The following is an 18,882-nucleotide window of genomic DNA, read 5'->3' as shown; positions in this document are numbered from 1 at the left end:
CTGTGCACATTAGCCCAAATGATTCAAATAGCTACCGACATCTGACCCTGTCCAATTCGTTGCGTGTGCTGTTGATCCACAATGAAAGTGCCCAGAAATCTGCAGCAGCCTTAGCGGTCAAAGTTGGCCATTTTGACGATCCGACGGACCGTGAAGGTTTGGCACATTACCTTGAACACATGCTGTTTTTAGGCACGCGAAAATACCCTAAAGTGGGCGAATTTCAAAGCGTAATTAATCAGCACGGTGGTACCAATAATGCGTGGACAGGGACAGAACATACGTGCTTCTTCTTTGATGTCTCGCCGAACGTGTTTGAAAAGGCACTCGATCGCTTCAGTCAGTTCTTTACCGCGCCGCTGTTTAATGCTGAGGCTCTGGACAAGGAGCGTCAGGCGGTCGACTCCGAATACAAACTGAAACTGAACGACGATTCTCGCCGCTTGTATCAGGTACAGAAAGCCACCATCAACCCGCAGCACCCGTTTGCGAAGTTTTCGGTCGGTAATTTGGAAACATTGGGCGATCGTGAAGGCAGCAATATTCGCGACGAAATCATCGCGTTCCATGAGCAACATTATTCGTCTGACCTGATGACGTTAGTGATAATGGGCCCGCAAAGCCTCGATGAATTGGCTCAATGGGCGAACGACAAATTTGCCGCCATTCCCAATCGCCATCTGGCGAACAAGACCATTACCGAACCGTTTGTGACTCCGGAACAAACCGGCGTGATGATTCATGTCGAACCACTCAAAGAGATTCGCAAACTCATCCTGAGCTTTCCGATGCCCAGCACCGACGCGTATTACCAGCGTAAGCCACTCTCCTATTTTGCCCATCTGATCGGCTATGAAGGTGAAGGCAGCCTGCTGCTGGCCTTGAAAGATAAAGGCTGGATTACCTCGTTGTCTGCCGGCGGCGGCGCCAGCGGCAGCAACTACCGTGAGTTTTCCATCAGTTGTACGCTCACTCCCCTCGGTCTGGAACATGTTGATGACATCATTCAAGCCATGTTTGAGACCTTAACGCTGATTCGTGAAAACGGCTTAGACGAATGGCGCTACATGGAAAAACGTGCGGTGTTGGAATCGGCATTTCGGTTTCAGGAAACCTCGCGCCCACTCGACATTGTCAGTCATCTGGTGATCAATATGCAGCATTACGCTGCGGAAGACACCATTTATGGCGACTACATGATGCAAGCGTACGATGACGCTTTACTCAACGAAATTCTGAGCTATCTGGTGCCAGAAAATCTGCGCGCGACCCTGATCACGCAAGGACAGGATTACAACAGCGAAGCCGACTGGTATTTCACCCCATACTCTGTGCACCCGTTCAGCCCGGAGCAGATGGCGAAATTTAATCAGCAGAGTGCATCTCTGCCGTTGCTATTGCCACCAGAAAACCCGTTCATCTGCGATCAGCTCGACCCTCGGCCGCTGGAAAACGAACAAGAAACGCTACCGAAAATATTACAGGATCTGCCAGGTTTCCGTTTGTGGCACCTGCAAGATACCGAGTTTCGCGTCCCTAAGGGCGTGATTTATATTGCCATTGATAGCCCACATTCCGTCGCCAGCACTCGCAACATCGTCATCACTCGTTTGTGTGTCGAAATGTTCCTCGACACGCTGGCCAAAGAAACTTATCAGGCTGAAATTGCGGGTATGGGCTACAACATGTATGCCCATCAAGGCGGTGTCACGCTGACTATCTCGGGCTTCAGTCAGAAGCAGCCTCAGCTGATGAAGATGATTCTCGACAAATTTGCCCGTCGCGAGTTCAGCGAGAAGCGCTTCGAAACCATCAAGCAACAACTGCTACGTAACTGGCGCAACGCCGCCCACGACCGGCCGATTTCACAGCTTTTCAACGCCATGACTGGCCTGCTGCAGCCCAATAACCCGCCATACGGCCAGTTGCTGGACGCGTTGGAAACGATTGAAGTCAGTGAACTGGCCGAGTTCGTTGAGAAGATCATCGCTCAATTGCACATCGAGATGTTTGTTTACGGTGACTGGCAGAAGCAGGACGCTCATGCCATGGCCGAAGTACTAAAAGACGCGCTGCGCGTCAAGAATCAAACCTATGAAGAGTCACTACGTCCGCTGGTGATGCTGGGCCACAATGGTACCTTTCAGCGCGAAGTCAGTTGCGATCAGGACGACTCGGCGATTGTGGTGTATTACCAGTCCAAAGACACCGAGCCGCGCAGTATTGCGCTCTACTCACTGGCAAATCACCTGATGTCGGCCACCTTCTTCCACGAAATCCGCACTAAGCAGCAACTGGGTTACATGGTTGGCACAGGTAATATGCCGCTCAACCGTCATCCGGGTATGGTGCTGTATGTGCAGTCGCCGAATGCTGCCCCCGCCGATCTGATTCGTTCCATCGACGAATTCCTCAATGCTTTTTACATGGTGTTGCTGGAGCTTAACGAATATCAATGGCACAGCAGTAAACGCGGTTTGTGGAATCAGATAGCGACACCGGACCCGACGCTGCGCACACGGGCTCAACGTCTGTGGGTTGCCATCGGCAATAAAGACTGGACGTTCGATCAACGGGAAGTGGTATTAGAAGAGCTGAAGCAGCTCAGCCGCTCCGACATGATTCGCTTTGTGGTTAACGAGCTTAAACCGCGGACCGCCAACCGTCTTATTATGCATACTCAGGGCAATGCTCACGAAGAGGCAGAGCCGCTGAGTCTGGGACAGGAAATCGGGTCGATTGAAGAGTTTCAGTTGCGCCCGAAAGCCTACGATCTCGGTTAACGTTCTGATTCAACAATGGCTTTGAGGGTATAGGGGTGCAGTTTAATACACACGCCCTGCCATTTGAACGCCACCGTTGGGTTGTTCAAGCGTTCACCCTCACCTTTCGGGCTCGAGAGTTTGGTTTTCACACCAAGTTCAGCCAACTGTGACCACTGCTGCGCCAGAGCGGGAAACTGCTGGTGTAGGTCAGCCAGAAAGTCATCCGCGGTCTGCGCTTCAGACGGCACCACAAACTCCACATGTTCCCAGCTCTGATCCGGATAAGTTTTCCCCGGTGCCGGATAAGGCAGTTCCAGGCATTCAATCGTCCATTGCGCCGCAGCCAATGGCTGGTCAAACGCAATGACAATGATTGGACGGCCGTTAATCTGCGCGCAGGAGATTTCCTCGCCCTCTTTTAGCCATTCCAGATGCGCCGCTTTGGCAAGATGCATTTCGTTGATTCTGAGTGCAATGTGGTCCAGCGTGTGGTTTGACAAATCGATATGCAAAAGCTCGGATAATTGCTGCATTTTATGCATGAATTCAGCGAGTTTGTCTTTCATTTGAACAGGATGAAGACCTGATTCCATCAGCGACTGAAGCATTTTAACTACCCAAAATAATGATTTGTCGTCGATGTTACCAAGATTCAATCGAAAAGTAGAAAATTTCGTAATTTTGTCCCTATAAGCCCAGTAATAAAATTGCTATCATGTGCGCCAATTTATGAACAAAATCGAGATATGCATTCACTACTGCCCAGTGAATAAAATGCATACCCAACCAATTCCCAGAATTGAAGGACACGCGTGTGAATATCCAAGCACTGATTAATGACAAAGTATCTCAGGCTCTTGAAGCCGCTGGCGCACCTGCAGGCAGCCCTGCAGCTGTTCGCCAATCCGCAAAACCACAGTTTGGTGATTATCAGGCCAACGGCGTAATGGGCGTTGCAAAACAGTTAGGTACTAATCCGCGAGAATTCGCGCAAAAAGTCATCGACGTGCTTGATTTAGACGGTATCGCGAGCAAAACCGAAATCGCGGGCCCAGGTTTCATCAACATTTTCCTGAGTGAAGAGTTCCTGGCTAAACAAGCCGATGCGGCCCTTGCTGATGAGCGTCTGGGTGTAGCGCAAGAAGCACAACAAACTATCGTGGCTGACTACTCAGCGCCGAACGTAGCCAAAGAAATGCACGTAGGTCACCTGCGTTCAACCATCATCGGTGACGCGGTGGTTCGTACCCTGGAATTCCTGGGCCACAAAGTCATTCGCGCTAACCACATCGGCGACTGGGGCACTCAGTTCGGCATGCTGATCGCAAACCTTGAGCGTGTGCAGCAAGAGTCTGGCGAAGTGTCGATGGAACTGTCTGACCTGGAAGCCTTCTACCGTGAATCGAAAAAGCTGTACGACGAAGATGCAGAGTTTGCGGAAAGAGCACGTAACTACGTAGTGAAACTGCAAGGCGGTGACGCATTCTGTCTCGACATGTGGAAGAAACTGGTCGACGTGACCATGATTCAAAACCAACGCAACTACGATCGTCTGAACGTATCATTGACTCGTGATGACGTCATGGGCGAAAGCATGTACAACGACATGCTTCCAGGCATCGTGGCTGACCTCAAACAAAAAGGTCTGGCCCAAGAAGATGACGGCGCGCAAGTGGTCTTCCTCGAAGAGTTCAAAAACAAAGACGGCGAGCCTATGGGTGTGATCATACAGAAGCGCGATGGCGGCTTCCTTTACACCACAACAGACATCGCCTGTGCGAAATACCGTTACGAAACGCTGGGCGCGGATCGTGTGCTGTACTTCATCGACTCTCGTCAGCACCAGCACCTGATGCAAGCGTGGACTATCGTGCGTAAAGCCGGTTACGTGCCTGAAGCCGTGACTCTGGAACATCACGCATTCGGTATGATGCTGGGCAAAGATGGGCGCCCATTCAAGACACGTGCTGGCGGCACGGTTCGTCTGGCAGATCTGCTCGATGAAGCCGAAGAACGTGCAAAAGCGCTGATCGAATCGAAAAACCCGGATTTAGACGCAGACGAGAAAGCAGAGATCGCCACCACGGTCGCGATGGCTGCAGTGAAATACGCAGACCTGTCTAAACACCGTACCACTGACTACGTGTTTGACTGGGACAACATGCTGGCGTTCGAAGGTAACACCGCGCCATACATGCAGTACGCGTACACACGTGTCGCGTCTATCTTCGCAAAAGCAGGCGTTTCACCAGACAACCTGACGGGTGACATCAAGATCACTGAAGAGAAAGAGAAAGCACTGATCGCCAAACTGCTGCAATTTGAAGAAGCGGTACAATCTATATCTCGTGAAGGTCAGCCGCACATTCTGTGTAGCTACCTGTTCGAACTGGCGGGTCAATTCTCTAGCTTCTACGAAGCTTGCCCGATCCTGATTGCCGAAGATGAGAGCCTGAAACAGAGCCGCCTGAAACTGGCTGCGCTGACCGCGAAGACCATCAAGCAAGGCCTGTCTCTACTGGGGATCAACACCCTAGAACGCATGTAATTGCAAAATTGAGAATATTCAAAGGCTGGCACATAGTGTCAGCCTTTTTTATTGGCGTATAATGGCCACTTCTGTCGCACTCCGACGGCATCAACCATTAACGGATCATCACCATGAGTTTCGAACTTCATCCTCAGTTAGCAAAAGATACCGATGTCATTGGCCATTTCCCTTTGTGTGTCGCTCTGCTGCATAAAGACGCAGCGGTGCCTTGGGTCATTCTGGTTCCGAAAAAGGCGAATCTGAAAGAGCTGCATCACTTACCGATGCATGAACAGCAGCAATTCCTGTTAGAGTCGCAAGCGGTGAACCAAGCGCTCGAAGCGCTGTTTCAGCCGGACAAACTCAATCTGGGTGCGCTGGGTAACATGGTTCCACAACTGCATATCCACCACATCGCCCGCTTCCAGGATGACATTGCCTGGCCAGGCCCAGTGTGGGGCAACACCAAAGGTGAACGTCGCAGTGAAGCAGAACAAGACTTGATGCTGACTAAACTGCGTAACGTGCTCTCGTTGAGCTCACTGTTCGTCAACGTTTAATAGCCATAAAAAAGCCGCGCGAAGCGGCTTTGTTCTTATCAACTACATGGTCACAGTTACGGATAAGCCCTGAGCCTGATTGAGCGAATATCGAATCCGGGTAACCTTCTGCGCGGCATTGGTGTCAATAAAACGAGAAATGACACCTTTTTTGATCCACACCGCGAGCATCGCGTCCACACCGTCTTCACTGAGCGCAAAACGTTTCGCGAGCTCTTTGCGCGAAATACCGCTCTGCGCCTCAATCGCTTGTTTTAGCTCAGTCAAAATCATGCCATCTGTACCTCAAGACGTTGCTGTTTACGTCCAGCCCGTTTAAGCAGGCTGTAAACCAGTGCACACCCCAGTAAAATACCGCCAATCCAGCTGGCACTGGTGACTGGCGATTCACTAAAGTGAGCAGCCTGGTTAAACAGCGCTGCGGATGCGTAAGCCAGCCCCATCGTCCACACCGCAATAAAGCGCGCATATCGCGTACCAAACTCACGCACATAAGCCCCCATCGCCGCCACACAAGGCGTGTAAAGCAGAATAAAGATCAGGTACGAGAACGCTGCATAGCCAGTGACAAAATGGTTGTTCAAGTTACCGAAGATGGAAGCATCCACTTCCTGATCTTGAGCCACCGATGCGCTGTCTGATAAATCACCGACTTCAATGCCTAATGGATCAGAGAAGTTCAGACCCATCAAGTTTTCAGGGATCGACATGACCGCATCTTGCAGGCTGCCTATCAGATCGTACTCGGCATCATCGCCTTGTGCTGAGGTGTAAAGGTTGTTCAGCGTCCCCACCACCGCTTCTTTGGCAAAAATGCCAGTAATGATACCCACAGTTGCCTGCCAGTTATCATGATTGATGCCAATCGGTTCGAACACCGGCGTCACCACTTGCGCCGCTTTAGAAAGCACAGAGTTGTCACTGTCTTCGTTGCCAAATGAGCCGTCGGTACCTACCGAGTTCAAAAAGCTCAGAATCGCCACCACAATCACGATGGTTTTACCTGCGCCAAGAACAAAACGTTTCAGCTTCTGCCAGGTTTTGATCAGCACGTTTTGCAGCGTAGGCACTTCGTAATCCGGCATCTCCATCACCAGATTGTCACTCGACCCCGGGAACAACGTTTTCTTCAGTACCCAACCAGTAAAGACTGCCGCAACAATACCCAGCAAGTACAAGGCAAACACGACATTCTGGCCGCTTTCCGGGAAGAACGCTGCGGCAAAGAGTGCGTATACCGGCAGACGCGCACCACACGACATAAACGGAGCCATAGATGCGGCTAACTTGCGTTCACGCTCTTGATCAAGCGTTCGCGTTGCCATGATCGCAGGCACGTTACAGCCAAAGCTGAGTACCAGCGGGACAAATGCTTTGCCCGGCAGGCCGATTTTCTGCATCACTTTATCCAGCACAAACGCCGCGCGCGACATGTAACCTGAACTTTCTAACACCGCCAGGAACAGATACAAACAGGCGATCACCGGAATAAAGGTTGCCACGGTTTGAATACCACCGCCGATACCATCAGCCAGAATGGTGACCAGCCAGACCGGCAGATGCCCATCCAACAGATAGTGACCACCATCCACCAGCAACGCACCAACCCCGATATCGAAGAAGTCGATAAAAGCACTGCCAATATTGATGGAGAACATAAACATCAGGTACATAACCACGAAGAAGAATGGCACACCAATCCACTTATTGAGGACAAAGCGATCCGCTTTTTCCGTAAAGCTGTGGCTCAATTTACCTTCGCTGCGACGCACTTTCTGGCAGAGTTGATGTAGATAGGTGTATTTACAATCGGCGACATGAAGGTCGATATCCATCGCACAAAGGCGTTGTTCGTTAGCGATCTGCTCGCGGTAAGTTTGCTCGAGGCTGTTGATCACCAACAGATCGTTTTCCAGTGAGCGAATCGCCAGAGCGCGAGCAGAAACTTCCTGATCCGAAAACAGCGGAGCGAGGCGAGCGATTGACGCTTCAAAGTCATCACCGTAATTTAAATCCAGCTGTTCAAGGGCAATGCCCTGCACCACAACTTTGTGAAGTTTCTCTTTAAATTGACGAACCTGACCTTTGTTATTGGCAGACAGTGTGAACACCGGACAACCAATCGCTTTCTCGAGCTTTTTCACATCAATGGTCTGACGCTCACGCTTGAGCGCATCCATTTTGTTCAGTACCACCACCATCGGGCGGCCAAGCTCACGCAGTTGTAATGTCATATAAAGGCTGCGTTCCAGACAAGTCACATCAACCACGTTGATAATCAGGTCGGCTGGATGGGTGAGCACCGCGCGTGACGCAATGGACTCATCAATGCTGTTGCTGTCATTGCCACTGTCGAGTGCATAAATGCCCGGAAGATCGGTGAGCCGGAACTCATCACCAGAATGCTGGTAACGACCCGTCTTTTTTTCCACCGTCACACCAGCCCAGTTTCCGACTTGCTGCTTAGCGCCAGTCAGACCATTAAACAGGGTGGTTTTGCCACTGTTCGGGTTACCAACGGTTAAAACGTTATACTGCATCACGCTTTCTCCACATCAATCGCTGCGGCAATACTTTCACGTACCGCAATGGACACACCGCGCACTTCAACCTGTAATGGGTCACCCATCGGAGCGCGGCGAATCAGTGTCACCTGAGTGTTTGGCAACAATCCCATCACCATGAGTTTTTTTCGTACATCGGTAGAAAGCCCATTGAGCGCCAGAATAAGGCCGGACTCTCCCGCATTTAAATCAGACAATTTCATCGTAGCCACACGCAATCGTATTGTTAATGAGAAATATTTTTATTAATGATGCGAATCATACGCCGCGAACTTACGTCTGTAATTGTGTGAAATCAAAGATTGCACGGATTGAACCGTTATTTTTGTTAATTACCTCTCGTCAAAAACGTCAATCTTGTCTTCTACATTGACTCAGTCTCGTCTTGATGTGATCACCATCAAATCACACAGAAAGAATTATTCATAAAAATCAATAATTTAAATATAAAACAGAAATTGGCGGTTTTCTCCGGTCACGCTGGCGTTAATTTTATAAGTAAAAAAAGTCCAGGTGGTTATAGTGACTCTCGTCGACAGGGAATTGTCCCTGAGATAGAAATTCCAGAGGTGATATGGCTTAGACCATATCACTCCGGCAGCAAGCGAAGGTGTCGTTGACACCCGTGGTATAGTCCCCCCGGCTATACCACGACATTTTTTTTCTTATCTTTTCACCCCGTCAGTTCAAGACTTTCTCACTCCCGCAATACCCAATGTGCAACATCTGGATACCCTGAACCTTCGTACACAAACTGTCTCTGTTCACGTGTGTTTGAGCGTAACTAAGAATCGTCGTTGAGGGAAATGCGGTTAGGAACAGCTTGAGCTACCCGTTTACCGCTCCAGTAACGGATAGCCTTTATCAGGAAGGTGAGTAGAAGCTAGTCTCAAACCAGCTCTTTATCCTCAATAAACTGCGTCGGCGATAAACCAAAATGATGTTTAAAACGCTGGCTGAAATAGGAAGGGTCATTGAATCCACAGTCAAAAGCCACTTGCGATACTTTCGCGCCCTCCAACAGAAACTGACAGGCTCTCTCCAAGCGATATTCTGTCAGGTATTCCTTAAAAGTTTTGTCTGTCACGGTTTTAAAGCGGCGCTGTAAGCTGCGTTCTGAGACAAACAACTGCTTGGCGGCTTCGGAGGTACTAAATTCAGCATCGGCATAATGCTTCGCGATCAACATGTCGACTTTAGCCAGCCACTGTTTGTCTTCCAAGTCTGAACTTGTCACTGCACTGAGCGCACTCTGCTCGGTTTGTTCTTCATCACAAGCCTGAGGCCAGGATAATTCCACCAGATTGCGTTCAGAAGAAGAAAAGACCACCAACTCCCCTCCGGAGACTTCTACCAACTGATTCAGAGAGACCGTCTGGTTGTCGCCAGATGCCACCATGAGAGATGACAAATCAGCGCCAGCGTCACCGCAATCAATCAAAGCGATAACGATGCGTTGCTCTCTGACTCGGCATTGAATTGTCAGAGTCTGATTGCGATACAAGCGCTTAATGGCATGAGCAAAAAGCGTGTTGAATATAATGTCCACGCCCCAATGCTTGAGCGCGGCAGCGGGAAGAGCTTCTGTGCAGTGGCGTTCAACTTTAATACCCGCCGCGGCAAACTCAGTCACCCATCCGGCCAACACCGTGTCAATCACATCCAGCATGTCGTGTTGCGCCAATTGAGGATGGTCATCTTTACCCAACACATGCAGCTGCTCAAAATCAGCCAGCAACGTCTCTGCAGTCAGCTTAAGTTCCTGCACCTGACCAGATTGCGCCTGACGAATCAATGCCATTAACGAAGGCTTCATTCCACGCAGCAATTTCTCCAGCCATAAATGGCGAACTTGGATCTGCTTGCGCAGCTGCTGATTGTTGCTTAATACCGCTTTGCTTTGGTGACGCATTTGGTTGGTTTTCAGCACCACCTGCTCTTTTAGCTCCCGGTTCATGGACGAAATGATACGTGAACGCCACCAGCTGAACAGAATCACGATCGCAATAAAGCCCACTGCATAAATGGTAATAGCAAGATTCGACAGGTACCAAGGTTTAAGTACTGTGAACGAAAGGCTGTCGCTCTGAGGCGGCATAAGATAGGCGTTCGCACTGCGTATGGATAACAGGTACTCACCAGGCATCAGTTGATCGAGTGCCAACTGTGTACCTTCTAAAGGCTGCCACTGCTCATTGTTCAGGCGAAACTCCAGCATTTGACTGCGCGCCTCAGGCAAAGCACCAAACTGAAAACTGACCGGACTGCCATAAGTCAACGCGATTTGTTCGGCGTTGCGGCTTCCCACCCGCAATGGACGATAGTCGACACTGATCTGACTGAAAATAAGCGGCGATGGTGGCAGCGTCGACTCGGCTAGCTCTTTGGCAGAGGCCTTGACTAAACCAAGCGTCGATGAAAACAGTAACGTTTCACTGACTGATGAACGGCCGGAAGTGCACACCCCGGTACGCAGCTCATTGCTCACCAACCCATAAGGTGTCCCGAAATGTTTTTTGATCGCCCCATTGGGGTCGTAAAGCGTAATCCCTTTGGACGAGCCTAACCACATGCCTTCACTGGTTTTAAGAATACATTTCAGACGGATGTTGTCATCAATCAGCGGCAGCGGTTCAATACCCGTCTCCGGATGAAGGAAATGACGTCGAAACGCGCCGTAAGTGCTGATAAACCACACCTCCCCACTCGCGCTCTCTTCGATGTCGATATTGGCGCCGTAAGCCGCACTCGCTTTGTCATAGCTGATTTGCTGGTTTGCCAGCGTATAAATGCCGTGATCCGTGCCGATGAGTAAGCCTGAGCTTTTCGTCGCCTTCAACGCGGTTACCTTGGACGTTTTGGCTGCTGCGGACATCCAGTCTGAGCCATAATCGGTCACTTCTCCACTCTTCAAATTCAACGACCACAGCGAGCTGTCGCTGCTTCCCCAAAGGACACTGTTGCTATCGAGTTCCAGATGCTGAATAGGTTTACGCAACAGGTCATTTGAATTAACGGCAACCGCCCCTTCCGACCGATTGAGGATGTATGAGTAAAGTCCTTGATTGGTCGCCAACCACAATTGTTCCCCCGTTTGGACCAAGTCATTGACACCATCCGGGTATATTCTCTGCTTGCGAAACCCTTTGAGGAAGTGAATCAGATACAGGCCATCTGAACGACTCATCAAAAACTGCCGCCCCTGATTGATCGAAAACAGATGCTTTATCTCTGTTTCCAAACTCGGCGCATCAATATCACGATTCAAAACACGGGTAAATTTCTGACTAAAACGAGAGAAATAGCGGATGCCTTTATCCGTCGCAATCCAGATCCCCCCTTGCTTGTCGTTGACTAACGAGTAAATTCGCCCGCTCGATAAGCCGTAGTCGTCTGCATTGTTGCCTTCCAATTTAACTGTGTTGCCCGTTTCAACGGAGTGGACCAAGAGACCGTTGTCGGTGCCAATCCAATATTCACTCTCAGTTTCAACGATAGAAAATACCGGAGCATTCCCGACTTTTTGCGGCTCTTGTTCCGGATGATTAATATCGATTAGCAATGCGCCATCGTCGGTTCCGACAACAAGCTGATCACGCCGGCGAGACATAAACATAGTCTCGACATAATCTTTTCCCGAACGTTGAACATGGGAAAAACTTTGCCCATTGGAAAGATAAACCCCGGCATTGGTCGCCAGTACCCATTTGGTGTAAATCATCTGCGCATCATTCACGACCACTTTACTGGCCTGATTGAGCTGAAAAAGCGTCATCAGAGAATAGGTTTGAAATTCCCCGGTTGCGATGTGGTAAGTGTAGAAATGGGTTTCGTCCGTGAGCCAGATGTAGCCTGCCGATGCCCCAATCTTTTCGATTGTTATCCCCGGCGTGAGGCTGAATACCAATTCGGGTTCACCAGGAGGGACGGTGCGATAGAGTTCATTATCCATGAACGTCCAAAATGCATTCTGCGCATAGGCGAGTTGTTGTGGATTACCGGCAAGCAGAGAACCTCGACGTGGCAGTACATTCTGGCCGTCATAGAAGACAACCCGGCCGTGCACGTCGTGAATCCAGATTCCACCCTCATCACCCAGGAACAGATCCTGAGCAATAAACACCTTGCCTTGCGACAACGTCGGCAACGGATAAAAGATAGATGGGCTTTTATCCTGCGCATTGATAGCGAATGTGAAGAGCGCTGACAGCAGGCTCAGGAGGAGCAATAATCGGGACAAAGCGGTTCCTTCAGCAACAAAAAGAAATGCCTGACGCCTTATTATTGAATAGTTAATTTGCGGCGCTAATTATAGCGTATTCTAGCCTTTCAGCGCCGCATGTGTACTTTCGTATTCATTAAATCTTGGTTTTTCTAGCTTGGATCACAGGAACAGATCACAAAAAAACCTTTCTTCTATCCTCTACTGTGACAAGCATTGAGCGTAACTGTCACTCAGTTGGTGCAGGAACGCAAAATAGCTTCCGGCTTTCACCGGAACTTGAGTGCCGAGCGGATCCAGCACACCGATGTGCGCGTGACTGCCTCGCACAACCGTTTCAATCACAGCAGGTTGAAACTGAGGTTCAGAGAAGACACATTTTGCCTGATTCTCAGCCAGAGATTTGCGGATCGCTATCAGTGTTTTAGCACCCGGTTTGCGATCCGGGCTAACGGTAAAGTGGCCCAAATTATTCAGGCCATAACGTTGCTCGAAATAGTCATACGCATCGTGAAATACGTAGTACGGCACCGACTTAACGTCAGCAAGTTGAGTACGTATCGCGCTGTCGGTTTCATCTGCTTGCTGAAGAAAGCGCTCTAAGTTGCTCGCATATTGCTTGGCATGTTCTGGATCCGTTTCACTCAGACGCTGCGCGATCGCGGCCGCCACCTGTTTAGCTTGTTCAATCCCCAGCCAGAAGTGCGGATCATGTGTGCCATGATGATGGTGGCCATCATCGTGCCCATGTTCGAGTTCTTCTGCACTGTAGGCGCGCAGATTGAGATCCGGAATACTGCTTAAGGTCAGCACGTTTGGATGACTACTCAACACTTTTTCCAGAAAAGGCTCTAAGTCCGGGCCAAACCAGATAACCAGCGAAGCCTGATGAATACGCTTTACATCTGATGGGCGAAGCGCATAATCATGCGGCGAAGCATTCGCAGACAACAACACATCAGGCTCAGACACTTCTGCCGTTAACTCATGGGTAATCATCTGAATTGGTTTTATGCTCGTGAGAATATCACTTGCCCAGGCCGAGCATGACGCGGTGACAAGTACAGTTAGTAAAGCAAATCTGGTTAGCATGATGGAGTTTTCTCAAGCTGTAGCGTTCATCGTTCCGAAATGTTACATTATAACATTACTAAAATGCAAATGAGTTCCTTTCATGTCACCGCTTATTGAATTGCAAGATATCTGTGTTGAGTTTGATCAACGCAGAGTTCTGGATAATGTCAGCTTGTCGATTGATCGAGGCAAGATAACAACGCTGATTGGCCCCAATGGAGCGGGTAAGTCTACGCTGGTTCGTGTATTACTGGGTCTGCATAGTCAGGATTCCGGCACGATTACCCGTGCGAAAAATCTCAAAATTGGTTACGTGCCGCAGAAGCTCAAGCTTAACGATACTTTACCGCTGACGGTAAAACGTTTTTTGCAGCTTGCCGGCAAATACAGCAAGCAGGAACTTAACGATGCCCTGCGTCTGGTTGGTGCTGAACATCTGCTCAACTTCGACATGCACAAGTTATCGGGTGGTGAAAACCAACGCATTCTTATTGCGCGCGCACTGTTACAACGCCCTGATCTGCTGGTGCTCGACGAACCCGCGCAAGGCGTGGATGTGCAGGGTCAAATCGACCTGTACGATTTAATCAACACCATTCGTCTGCGTTTTGGTTGCGCGGTCTTCATGGTGTCGCACGATTTGCACCTGGTGATGGCAAAAACAGACGATGTTATCTGTCTGCATCACCATATTTGCTGTTCAGGCGCGCCCGCCGATATTACGCAGCACCCAAGTTACATCGCCCTGTTTGGTCATCGTAGTCGAGAGACGCTGGCGTTTTATCATCATCATCACGATCACCATCATCATGATCTTGCGGGTCAACCAGTCAAAGGTGACGCGCAACAATGTTCCCATCATTCACATGGTCACCATCAACATGATTGAGTTTTTGCTTCCTTCGGTGCTGGCTGGCATCGGTATTGCCTTAATTGCAGGGCCACTGGGTTCGTTTGTCGTCTGGCGTCGTATGGCCTATTTTGGCGACACGCTAGCTCACGCTTCTCTTTTAGGATTGGCATTGGGCTTTCTGCTCGACATTAACCTTTATCTGGCAATGCTGGTCTGCTGTTTGGGCTTGGCTGTCATTCTGGTCACAATGCAGCGCCAACAACTGGTGGCAACCGACACTCTGCTGGGTATTCTGGCCCACAGTTCGTTATCTCTCGGCCTGATTGCGGTGAGTTTTCTCGACAATGTCCGTATCGACCTGATGAGCTACTTGTTTGGTGACTTACTGGCGGTGAGCCCTAGCGATTTAATCTTTATCTGGAGTGGGGTTATCGCTGTCGGTATCGCCGTCTATCTTTTTTGGCGCCCTTTACTTTCGACCAGTGTTAACGAAGAGTTGGCACAAGTGGAAGGCATCAATACGGATTTAATGCGTCTGATTTTGATGCTGCTGATCGGTTTGGTGATTGCCGTAGGCATGAAATTTGTCGGAGCACTGATCATGACTTCGCTGATGATTATCCCGGCAGCAACCGCTCGCCGTTTAGCCAGGACGCCAGAACAAATGGCGCTGTTTGCTTCCAGCATCGGTATTTTCTGTGTGCTGTCAGGCCTGACGCTGTCTTGGCAATTCGACACTCCGGCCGGGCCTTCGGTTGTCGTCAGCGCTACAGCGATGTTTATGCTCAGTCACTTCTTTAAACGCACTTAACCGTCATTTCTGCTGATTCGCAGACAATAAAAAACCCGGGTTAAGCCCGGGTTTTTCTATCAAGCAGTCTTACTTACCAGCCCGTCACTTCACGCAGTGCTTTGCCGATGTCTGCCAGACTTTTTACAGTTTTCACGCCAGCTGATTCCAGCGCAGCAAATTTCTCATCTGCTGTACCTTTACCGCCAGAAATGATTGCGCCAGCGTGGCCCATGCGTTTACCTGGAGGAGCAGTTACACCTGCGATGTAAGAAACCACTGGTTTAGTTACGTTCGCTTTGATGAATGCCGCCGCTTCTTCTTCCGCAGTACCACCGATTTCGCCAATCATAACGATTGCTTCAGTTTCTGGGTCTTCCTGGAACAGTTTCAGGATATCGATGAAGTTTGAACCTGGGATTGGGTCGCCACCGATACCAACACATGTTGACTGGCCAAAGCCTTCGTCAGTGGTCTGTTTCACCGCTTCGTACGTCAGAGTACCAGAGCGAGAAACGATACCGACTTTACCTTTCTTGTGAATGTGACCAGGCATGATACCGATCTTACATTCATCAGGCGTAATCACACCCGGACAGTTAGGACCGATCATGCGAACGCCGGTTTCTTCCAGCTTCACTTTCACATCGATCATATCAGTCGTAGGAATACCTTCAGTGATTGTGACGATCAGTTGAATACCTGCATCGATCGCTTCCAGAATCGCATCTTTACAGAATGGTGCCGGAACGTAGATTACCGTTGCTGTCGCGCCAGTCGCTTCTACCGCTTCACGTACGGTATTGAATACTGGTAGGCCCAGGTGAGTTTGACCACCTTTACCAGGAGAAACGCCACCAACCATTTGCGTGCCGTAAGCGATCGCTTGCTCAGAGTGGAATGTGCCTTGACCACCGGTGAAACCTTGACAGATTACTTTGGTGTCTTTGTTAATTAGTACAGACATTATTTGCCCTCCGCAGCAGCAACAACTTTCTGAGCTGCGTCAGTTAGCGACTCAGCTGCAATGATATCCAGACCTGACTTAGCCAGTACATCGCGACCCAAGTCAGCGTTAGTACCTTCAAGACGAACAACAACTGGTACAGTTACACCGACTTCTTTTACTGCGCCGATGATACCTTCTGCGATCATGTCACAACGTACAATACCGCCGAAGATGTTAACCAATACCGCTTTCACGTTGTCATCAGACAGGATGATCTTGAATGCTTCTGCAACGCGCTCTTTCGTTGCGCCGCCGCCTACATCCAGGAAGTTTGCAGGTTTGCCGCCGTGCAGGTTAACAATGTCCATGGTACCCATTGCCAGACCAGCACCGTTGACCATACAACCAACGTTGCCATCGAGTGCTACGTAGTTCAGTTCCCACTGAGCCGCGTGCGCTTCACGAGCATCTTCTTGTGAAGGATCGTGCATTTCACGCAGTTTTGGCTGACGGTACATCGCGTTTGAGTCGATGTTAATCTTACCATCCAGACACAGTAGGTTGCCTTCTGCGGTGATCACCAGTGGGTTGATTTCCAACAGTGCCAAGTCGTATTGAGCAAACATTTGGCCCAGACCCATGAAGATTTTCACGAACTGTTTGATCTGGTCGCCTTCAAGGCCCAGTTTGAAAGCCAGTTCACGGCCTTGGTATGCCTGAGGCCCTACCAGTGGATCGATCGCTGCTTTGTGAATCAGTTCTGGCGTCTCTTCTGCCACTTTCTCGATTTCCACACCACCTTCAGTTGATGCCATGAAAACGATACGGCGAGTTGCACGGTCTACAACCGCACCTAGGTACAGTTCGTTCGCGATGTTTGATGCTTCTTCAACCAGAATTTTTGCTACAGGTTGACCGTTAGCATCTGTTTGGTATGTAACCAGGTTTTTACCCAGCCATTTTTGAGCAAACTCTTTAACACCTTCTTTGGTGTCGTGCAGTTCTACGCCGCCCGCTTTACCGCGGCCACCAGCGTGAACCTGACACTTTACAACTTTCTTAGCAGTGCTGATGCGGCCAGCAGCTTCGAAAGCTTCTTGTGGAGTATCACATGCGTAGCCTTCTGGTACAGGCAAACCGAATTCTGCAAACAGCTGTTTGGCTTGGTATTCATGCAAATTCATTGTTTTATTCCGTTTGTATATTTTTATTCCATAGAGCCCATTGAATGGCTGAGCTTTACGTATGTAGGGTTACTCTTGAGCGAGCAGCCAATTGGCCTAAACCGGGCCGGATGTTGAGCGAATCCGGCCCTTTAGCCTCAACGCTTAGTTCACGAAGCGCCTCAGCATTACACGTCTAACAGCAGACGTGTTGGATCTTCCAGCAGCTCTTTCACTGTCACCAGGAAGCCTACAGACTCACGGCCGTCAATCAGGCGGTGGTCGTAAGACAGTGCTAGGTACATCATCGGCAGAATTTCAATCTTACCGTCAACAACCATCGCGCGATCCTGGATCTTGTGCATACCAAGAATAGCTGCTTGAGGTGGGTTGATGATTGGCGTTGACATCAGTGAGCCAAACACACCACCGTTAGTGATAGTGAAGTTACCACCAGTCAGTTCTTCAACCGTCAGTTTACCGTCGCGACCTTTGATCGCCAGATCCTTGATACCTTTTTCAATCTGAGCCATACCCAGCGTATCGGAATCTTTCAGTACCGGCGTGACCAGACCACGTGGCGTTGATACCGCGATGCTGATATCAAAGAAGTTGTGGTAGACGATGTCGCTGCCGTCGATAGACGCGTTGACTTCAGGGTAACGTTTCAGCGCTTCGGTGACCGCTTTCACGTAGAAAGACATGAAACCAAGGCGGATACCGTGTTTTTTCTCAAACACATCCTGGTACTGCTTACGCAGATCCATGATTGGCTTCATGTTCACTTCGTTGAATGTCGTCAGCATTGCCGTGCTGTTCTTCGCTTCCAACAGACGTTCAGCAACACGTTTACGCAGACGAGTCATCGGTACACGTTTTTCGCTGCGAGCAGCTACAGGAGCTGGCGCTGCAACTTCTTGTGCTGCCGCTGGCGCTGATTTATCAGCAGCCAGGTAAGCTTCGATGTCTTCACGAGTAATGCGACCACCAACACCCGTGCCCTTCACTTGACCCGCTTCCAGATTGTGCTCAGCCAGCAGACGGCGAACCGCTGGGCTTAGTGCATCGCTGGTTTCTTCAGTCAATGTCGCTTTGTGGCGTTTGTCTGGAGAAGATTCGGTTGCGCTTGTCGTGTCAGTCGTTGGTTCACCAGCTACCGCACCAGGTTTCAGGCGAGCCAGTAGCTGTTTAGACAGTACGGTCGCGCCTTCTTCTTCCAGAATCGCTTCCAGTACACCCGCTTCCGGTGCTGGAACTTCCAGAACTACTTTGTCGGTTTCGATTTCAACGATTACTTCGTCACGTGCAACAACGTCACCTGGTTGTTTATGCCATGTCGCTACGGTTGCGTCTGCTACTGATTCAGGTAAATCTGGAACCAGAATTTCAACTGTCATATCTGTGTCTTCCTT

General features: G+C 49.8%; 14 protein-coding genes. 5 read left to right on the top strand and 9 right to left on the bottom strand.

Translation table 11 applies throughout. The annotated features are described in order from the left end of the window. The first annotated feature begins 2 nt into the window (after positions 1-2). The gene (locus tag DYA43_RS03705) at positions 3-2,783 is read left to right on the top strand and encodes an insulinase family protein (RefSeq protein ID WP_061056245.1); all 2,781 of its coding nucleotides are present in this window, start codon (positions 3-5) and stop codon (positions 2,781-2,783) included. On the opposite strand, the gene DYA43_RS03700 is transcribed toward DYA43_RS03705, so the two are convergent. Then, positions 2,780-3,373: a VOC family protein gene (locus DYA43_RS03700; RefSeq protein WP_061056244.1), complete on the bottom strand. Its 594-nt coding sequence runs from the start codon at positions 3,371-3,373 to the stop codon at positions 2,780-2,782. The genes DYA43_RS03705 and DYA43_RS03700 overlap by 4 nt on opposite strands. Before the next feature lie 206 nt (positions 3,374-3,579). Between DYA43_RS03700 and argS the strand changes: the two genes are divergently transcribed. Beyond that, positions 3,580-5,313 carry an arginine--tRNA ligase gene (gene argS / locus DYA43_RS03695; RefSeq protein ID WP_061056243.1) on the top strand — a complete coding sequence of 578 codons (1,734 nt, stop codon included), beginning with the start codon at positions 3,580-3,582 and terminating at the stop codon, positions 5,311-5,313. Positions 5,314-5,426: 113 nt separating this feature from the next. Next, positions 5,427-5,855 (top strand): HIT family protein, encoded by a 429-nt coding sequence (locus DYA43_RS03690; protein ID WP_061056242.1) that lies wholly within the window; start codon positions 5,427-5,429, stop codon positions 5,853-5,855. A 42-nt stretch (positions 5,856-5,897) separates the two neighbouring features. Here DYA43_RS03690 and DYA43_RS03685 read toward each other — a convergent pair whose 3' ends face one another. The 5 genes from DYA43_RS03685 to znuA form a co-directional block, all read right to left on the bottom strand. Beyond that, positions 5,898-6,128, bottom strand: a complete 231-nt coding sequence (locus DYA43_RS03685; RefSeq protein WP_061056241.1) for a FeoC-like transcriptional regulator — start codon at positions 6,126-6,128, stop codon at positions 5,898-5,900. After that, positions 6,125-8,395 (bottom strand): Fe(2+) transporter permease subunit FeoB, encoded by a 2,271-nt coding sequence (gene feoB / locus DYA43_RS03680; RefSeq protein WP_061056240.1) that lies wholly within the window; start codon positions 8,393-8,395, stop codon positions 6,125-6,127. The genes DYA43_RS03685 and feoB overlap by 4 nt, the downstream gene beginning before the upstream one ends. Continuing rightward, positions 8,395-8,622, bottom strand: coding sequence for a FeoA family protein (locus DYA43_RS03675; RefSeq protein WP_020331223.1), 228 nt, complete (start codon positions 8,620-8,622; stop codon positions 8,395-8,397). The genes feoB and DYA43_RS03675 overlap by 1 nt, the downstream gene beginning before the upstream one ends. A 686-nt stretch (positions 8,623-9,308) precedes the next feature. Further along, positions 9,309-12,659, bottom strand: coding sequence for a helix-turn-helix domain-containing protein (locus tag DYA43_RS03670; protein ID WP_061056239.1), 3,351 nt, complete (start codon positions 12,657-12,659; stop codon positions 9,309-9,311). 183 nt (positions 12,660-12,842) lie between these two features. Continuing rightward, a complete protein-coding gene (gene znuA, locus DYA43_RS03665; RefSeq protein WP_047458529.1) occupies positions 12,843-13,733 on the bottom strand; it encodes a zinc ABC transporter substrate-binding protein ZnuA in 891 nt (296 codons plus the stop codon). 82 nt (positions 13,734-13,815) lie between these two features. On the opposite strand from znuA, the gene znuC reads away from it, so the two are divergent. Together znuC and znuB are read left to right on the top strand one after the other, a co-directional pair. Further along, positions 13,816-14,604, top strand: coding sequence for a zinc ABC transporter ATP-binding protein ZnuC (znuC, locus tag DYA43_RS03660; protein ID WP_061056238.1), 789 nt, complete (start codon positions 13,816-13,818; stop codon positions 14,602-14,604). Further along, positions 14,597-15,379, top strand: a complete 783-nt coding sequence (gene znuB, locus DYA43_RS03655) for a zinc ABC transporter permease subunit ZnuB (RefSeq protein WP_061057191.1) — start codon at positions 14,597-14,599, stop codon at positions 15,377-15,379. The genes znuC and znuB overlap by 8 nt, the downstream gene beginning before the upstream one ends. A gap of 73 nt (positions 15,380-15,452) precedes the next feature. On the opposite strand, the gene sucD is transcribed toward znuB, so the two are convergent. The 3 genes from sucD to odhB form a co-directional block, all read right to left on the bottom strand. Further along, positions 15,453-16,325 (bottom strand): succinate--CoA ligase subunit alpha, encoded by an 873-nt coding sequence (gene sucD, locus DYA43_RS03650; protein ID WP_020331217.1) that lies wholly within the window; start codon positions 16,323-16,325, stop codon positions 15,453-15,455. Continuing rightward, complete coding sequence (gene sucC, locus DYA43_RS03645) at positions 16,325-17,491, bottom strand: ADP-forming succinate--CoA ligase subunit beta (RefSeq protein ID WP_020331216.1); 1,167 nt, start codon at positions 17,489-17,491, stop codon at positions 16,325-16,327. Before sucC ends, sucD begins: the two co-directional genes overlap by 1 nt. A 167-nt stretch (positions 17,492-17,658) precedes the next feature. Beyond that, on the bottom strand, positions 17,659-18,867 hold the full coding sequence (odhB, locus tag DYA43_RS03640; protein ID WP_020430728.1) for a 2-oxoglutarate dehydrogenase complex dihydrolipoyllysine-residue succinyltransferase: 1,209 nt from the start codon (positions 18,865-18,867) through the stop codon (positions 17,659-17,661). Positions 18,868-18,882 lie beyond the last annotated feature (15 nt).

It is taken from the genome of Vibrio fluvialis (genome assembly GCF_900460245.1).
In the GTDB taxonomy this organism is placed as follows: Bacteria; Pseudomonadota; Gammaproteobacteria; order Enterobacterales; family Vibrionaceae; genus Vibrio; species Vibrio fluvialis.
Note: the sequence above shows the minus strand (reverse complement) of the source record. Positions and strands in the feature narration are given on the sequence as shown.

Bases quoted from the DNA above. Each gene is read 5' to 3' on its own strand.
- DYA43_RS03685 (WP_061056241.1), bottom strand. From the start codon at position 6,128: ATGATTTTGACTGAGCTAAAACAAGCGATTGAGGCGCAGAGCGGTATT.
- sucD (WP_020331217.1), bottom strand. From the start codon at position 16,325: ATGTCTGTACTAATTAACAAAGACACCAAAGTAATCTGTCAAGGTTTC.
- odhB (WP_020430728.1), bottom strand. From the start codon at position 18,867: ATGACAGTTGAAATTCTGGTTCCAGATTTACCTGAATCAGTAGCAGAC.
- DYA43_RS03700 (WP_061056244.1), bottom strand. From the start codon at position 3,373: ATGCTTCAGTCGCTGATGGAATCAGGTCTTCATCCTGTTCAAATGAAA.
- znuC (WP_061056238.1), top strand. From the start codon at position 13,816: ATGTCACCGCTTATTGAATTGCAAGATATCTGTGTTGAGTTTGATCAA.
- znuB (WP_061057191.1), top strand. From the start codon at position 14,597: ATGATTGAGTTTTTGCTTCCTTCGGTGCTGGCTGGCATCGGTATTGCC.
- znuA (WP_047458529.1), bottom strand. From the start codon at position 13,733: ATGCTAACCAGATTTGCTTTACTAACTGTACTTGTCACCGCGTCATGC.
- sucC (WP_020331216.1), bottom strand. From the start codon at position 17,491: ATGAATTTGCATGAATACCAAGCCAAACAGCTGTTTGCAGAATTCGGT.
- DYA43_RS03675 (WP_020331223.1), bottom strand. From the start codon at position 8,622: ATGAAATTGTCTGATTTAAATGCGGGAGAGTCCGGCCTTATTCTGGCG.
- feoB (WP_061056240.1), bottom strand. From the start codon at position 8,395: ATGCAGTATAACGTTTTAACCGTTGGTAACCCGAACAGTGGCAAAACC.
- DYA43_RS03690 (WP_061056242.1), top strand. From the start codon at position 5,427: ATGAGTTTCGAACTTCATCCTCAGTTAGCAAAAGATACCGATGTCATT.